This window comes from Ideonella sp. P3_A4 (genome assembly GCF_056403075.1).
In genome coordinates, this window is the sequence record NZ_JBFUGE010000572.1 from 1 (window position 1) to 3,858 (window position 3,858).

Sequence of the window (3,858 nt, forward strand, 5' to 3'; positions counted from 1 at the left end):
TCCTGGCGGGCTTAGTGGCAGGCTTCCTGCATTACATGGGACAAGCCATTCACTTGCATCGGCTGGCCACGCTGCGTGTCGATAGCGGCTCGTTTCCGAAGACGTCGGAGACGTTGCTGATCAACGGGTTTTTTCAGACGGCGCACCGCTCAGTGGATCTGATGAGGCTGATGCTGAATCCGAAGGTGTACCAACCTGCGCTGTTCCTTTTGGCCYTCGCAACGCTGGTTGGTCTGTTGTTTGGCTTGATGGATTGGTGCGGCGAAAGAATTGGCCAGCGATCGGCGCGTTGGGTGAAGCGTCAGAGTTGGCCCAGATGGCTGACGCTTCCTCTGCGTCGAGCCGGCACCATCTTGTTCATTCTTTTCCTGTTTCCCTATGCCGTTTGGTTCGTCAGCCTTCTCATGGCCGCTGTGGCCGGCATCGGGGAAATCGCCGGAATCGCGACGGCCGAGGACCAGTTGTCCAAGTGGACACAGGGCTGCAATCAAGCGTCAACGATGGATGGATGCCTGACCATCCTCAAGGATGACAAAGAGCTGTCCCACGGTTTCCTCATCGATAGCTCGGACTCCCACATCGCCTTGTTCGATGTGAACCTCTGCCGATCCGTGACGCTCAAGCGCGAGGGCACGACGGTGCTTGGGGACCTTCCAATCCTGGGCGCGTTGAGTGGCTCGGCCGCCCCACCGTACGAAGCCCAAGCGTCCGCGGCTGGGGTGTCGGCCTCCGCTGCATCCGGGCCGTCATTCACGGCATCCGCATCAATGCCCGCCGAATCGATGGCTAAGGATATGCAACCGGTCGACGCGCTCACTTGCGCACAGAGGTGGCGCCAATTCGCCAAGTAGCTATTCGAGAGAACACCCAATTTTGCGGCGGTTCATCGGACAGCAGATCAGCACCGCGAGGTCAGACTATTTCCGAGGTTTGGCGGAGGGGCGGGGGCGACTGTCAAGGGCCGCGTGGTTGCTGGGTTTCCGGGCGGTGCGGCTCCTGTCCGCCAGCTTGTCCGCCCGCCAACCGCGACCCTCAGTCGCCGATTGCGCCATGAAAGGCGGGCGTCCCGCTCTCGGGGGAGAGTTCCACGAGTTGACGCGCCGCGTCGTCGACGCTGTGCGCCCAAAGCAGCGCGGTATCGAAACTGTTCGTCAATTGAATGAGTCTCTCTTGGGCTCGCGCAATCTCGTCTGCTGTCACGGCGTCAGTTGCAAGTTGTCGCGCGTCCTCGTTGACCAGCAGAGTCGGATGAACCAAGTTGTTGTCCATCGCGCGTTGCACGAGCAGCAACTCCAACAGCTTGCTTTGCGCTTCCCGATTTGAGTTCACAGCTTGCTTGGGCGTCAGCGGAAGGCTAGTGACTTGGACCAAAAAACTGCCAAACGCATAGTCGACGGTGACCTCTGGTGTTGCCAGCGAGACTCGTAACCGCTTGTCGAACCGAGTGCCGCTCTCGGGCCCAATTGCTGCACCCATTGACGTTCTTAGTCGTGCAATGAAGCTCGCAGTGCGCAGGGTATGACGCGCCGGCTCGTCGGCCTCTTGTCCTTCAACCATCTCTTCTGCAGATCCGAACGCGCTTGCGCTCCGAACTGCCCCATCAAGCAGTTGCTCCAGCGCGTTGCCGCGCGCAACTTGCACCGGGCCTAAAACAAATCCGTGAAATGGGGCCCTCAGCTCGCCGAGAGGCAGCCCAGCCCTTTGTCGCTCGGTCATAAACGAGGCCGCCGCTCGAAGGATGGACTCCGATGCCTGTCCGCGGACTCGACCAAGCATTGACTTGAGGCGAGCAACGTTCAAGACAACGTAGGTGGCGGCACCCAACGCATGGAGGGTTTCCTCGTGAGGCTCAACCGCCATGAGCGCGACAATGCGCTCACCAGTGCCAGCGACCGGTTCCCAGAACACCGGTGCAAACCGCGCTACTAGGGGAGCGGTGGTGAACGGTCTGCGCTCACCTATTCCGGGCTCGAAGAGTTCCATAGTGACGATGCGATAGGCATGCTCAAACGCCTCTGCACATAGAGCGGGAGAGCAGGTAGCCGACTATCAAGGGACCGCAATACTACTTCGGTGATCTCGAACACGCCATCGAGGCGTGCGTGGCCCGTACGCCAGTTCCGGACCTGGTCCGCCATCCATGCAAGCCGGACACGCAGAGCCTGAAGTGACTTTGCTTGTTTGTCCAACCCGTGGTCATTCGGTCGCCTGCGCACCAGTTCTGCAGACAACCGATTGCTTGAAGCTTGGTACTCCAACACAGCCTGTCTCGCGGATGCTTGCGTCCATCGCCGAAACACCTGTGCTATCGGCTCCAGAGTGTGTTCATGATCAATCAGCCACCAGTTGGCACCATCGAAAACGACGTTTTCGTGATGTCGATCGCGATTTGCCGTCAGTTCATCCMACGCCGCTCCGCTCGGGCCTTGCGGACTCGCACAAAGCTCTCGCCATGTGTATTCAGCCACCGATGAATCGTCCCGGATCATCCTCGCCAAGCTGTCATCCGGAAACTGCAAGGCGCTGCCAAAGCACAAGATGTAGCCGCCAGCCTCGGCGAACCGTCTCGGCAGTCCAGGCAATTGATCGGCAGCACAAATTACGACCGCACCGGCCGGCACGCTGAGCCGCAGAGCCTGAGCGGCCATCGAGCAGGCCAGTTCAATCGCCAATGGCACCTGCTTATCCGAGAGCCACTTCACCATCATCGGCCTACCCACATCGACGCTGCCAAAGGGATGCGTCATGCTGCGCCAGACCTTGTGAGTGTGACTACCCTCCAGCAACCTGCCGGCAGAGCTAAGTTCGTAGATCGGCGGGCTCCGCCAGATCTCAAGAGGGTCGGAGCTGGGTCGCCCCATCACGGCACCCCGTGCACGGAAAAGCTACGCGACACCACGTGGCGACTTGCTGTGTCGTCGGTCGGCCAAGATCTCAACATCTCAAACTTCCCGTTCACCAAAGCCACATAGCCTTAAAACGGTTTCGCGGAGCCAAACCCGACATCACCCCCTAGTTTTTGTGATGCCGCAGCAGGGCAGTCAATCGGCTGGATTCTCTGCTTCGCGGCCCTGATCCCAGACTCGTAGCGCGATCCCATGCGCACAGCGCGGGATTCCTGCCACCCTTGGATACGTGTTTGGCAGCAGCTGACAGCCGGGCCATCATCGGTGCCTTGGACGGGATTCAGGCCCAGCAGAGGCCGAGCGACACCATGGGCTACAACCCTTATTCGGGCAAGGAACAGCCCTGCTGGACGTGCCAGTGGTACGACGGCATGGCCGGACAGGGCACGTGCGCTCAGTGCGCGCACCCCCGCGGTTCAAAGCTGCGAGCCACGCCCGAGACGGGCTGTTGCTCTTGGACGCGTGAGCCCGGCAGCGACGACGAGTTGCTCACCAAGGATCAGATGAAGGCGACCTGGCTGCACCTGAAGTGGCCAGAGCCTACATTGCGAGGTCCCCGCTGTGGACCTCGTGGCCCTACCTAGCCAGCCCCTTCTTCGATTGCGCGTCCAGCGCTTTCGACTCTTCTTTTGCCGCCTTGATCGGGTCCTCGTCCTTGGCGCCGCGGCTGTGCCAGGCGGACAAGCTCATGGCCGCAAGGACGCGCAGGGTGAGGTGCGGACGCAAGATGGCCAACTGGCCCTCAAATGACTCGATCCACTGGGCTTTGTTGAACGCCATGGGCCGGACTCTAGCCCCGCTTCGGCGGGTGACGCCAGTCCCACGGTGCAACCGGCGCGGCGTCGGCCCACAGGCCGCGATGGTCACCCCGGGCGTCAACCTCCAGAGCCTTGATCGCCGGATCCTTGAGGTACTTGGTGAACGCCCAGGCCATGCCGGCGCGCACCTGCTC

General features: G+C 60.9%; 4 protein-coding genes. 1 reads left to right on the forward strand and 3 read right to left on the reverse strand.

Features of this window, described 5'->3' with window-relative positions:
- Positions 1-851 (forward strand): hypothetical protein (locus AC1DYI_RS29105; RefSeq protein ID WP_477207605.1); only part of this gene is annotated, 851 nt, incomplete at its 5' end.
- Positions 852-1,032: 181 nt separating this feature from the next.
- On the opposite strand, the gene AC1DYI_RS29110 is transcribed toward AC1DYI_RS29105, so the two are convergent.
- The 3 genes from AC1DYI_RS29110 to AC1DYI_RS29120 all read right to left on the reverse strand — a co-directional run bounded on the left by AC1DYI_RS29110 (position 1,033) and on the right by AC1DYI_RS29120 (position 3,686).
- A complete protein-coding gene (locus AC1DYI_RS29110; protein ID WP_477207606.1) occupies positions 1,033-1,983 on the reverse strand; it encodes a hypothetical protein in 951 nt (316 codons plus the stop codon).
- Entirely contained in the window at positions 1,959-2,747 is a 789-nt protein-coding gene (locus AC1DYI_RS29115) for a hypothetical protein (protein WP_477207607.1), read from the reverse strand. The genes AC1DYI_RS29110 and AC1DYI_RS29115 overlap by 25 nt, the downstream gene beginning before the upstream one ends.
- A gap of 735 nt (positions 2,748-3,482) precedes the next feature.
- Positions 3,483-3,686 (reverse strand): hypothetical protein, encoded by a 204-nt coding sequence (locus AC1DYI_RS29120; RefSeq protein ID WP_477207608.1) that lies wholly within the window; start codon positions 3,684-3,686, stop codon positions 3,483-3,485.
- Between the last annotated feature and the right edge of the window lie 172 nt (positions 3,687-3,858).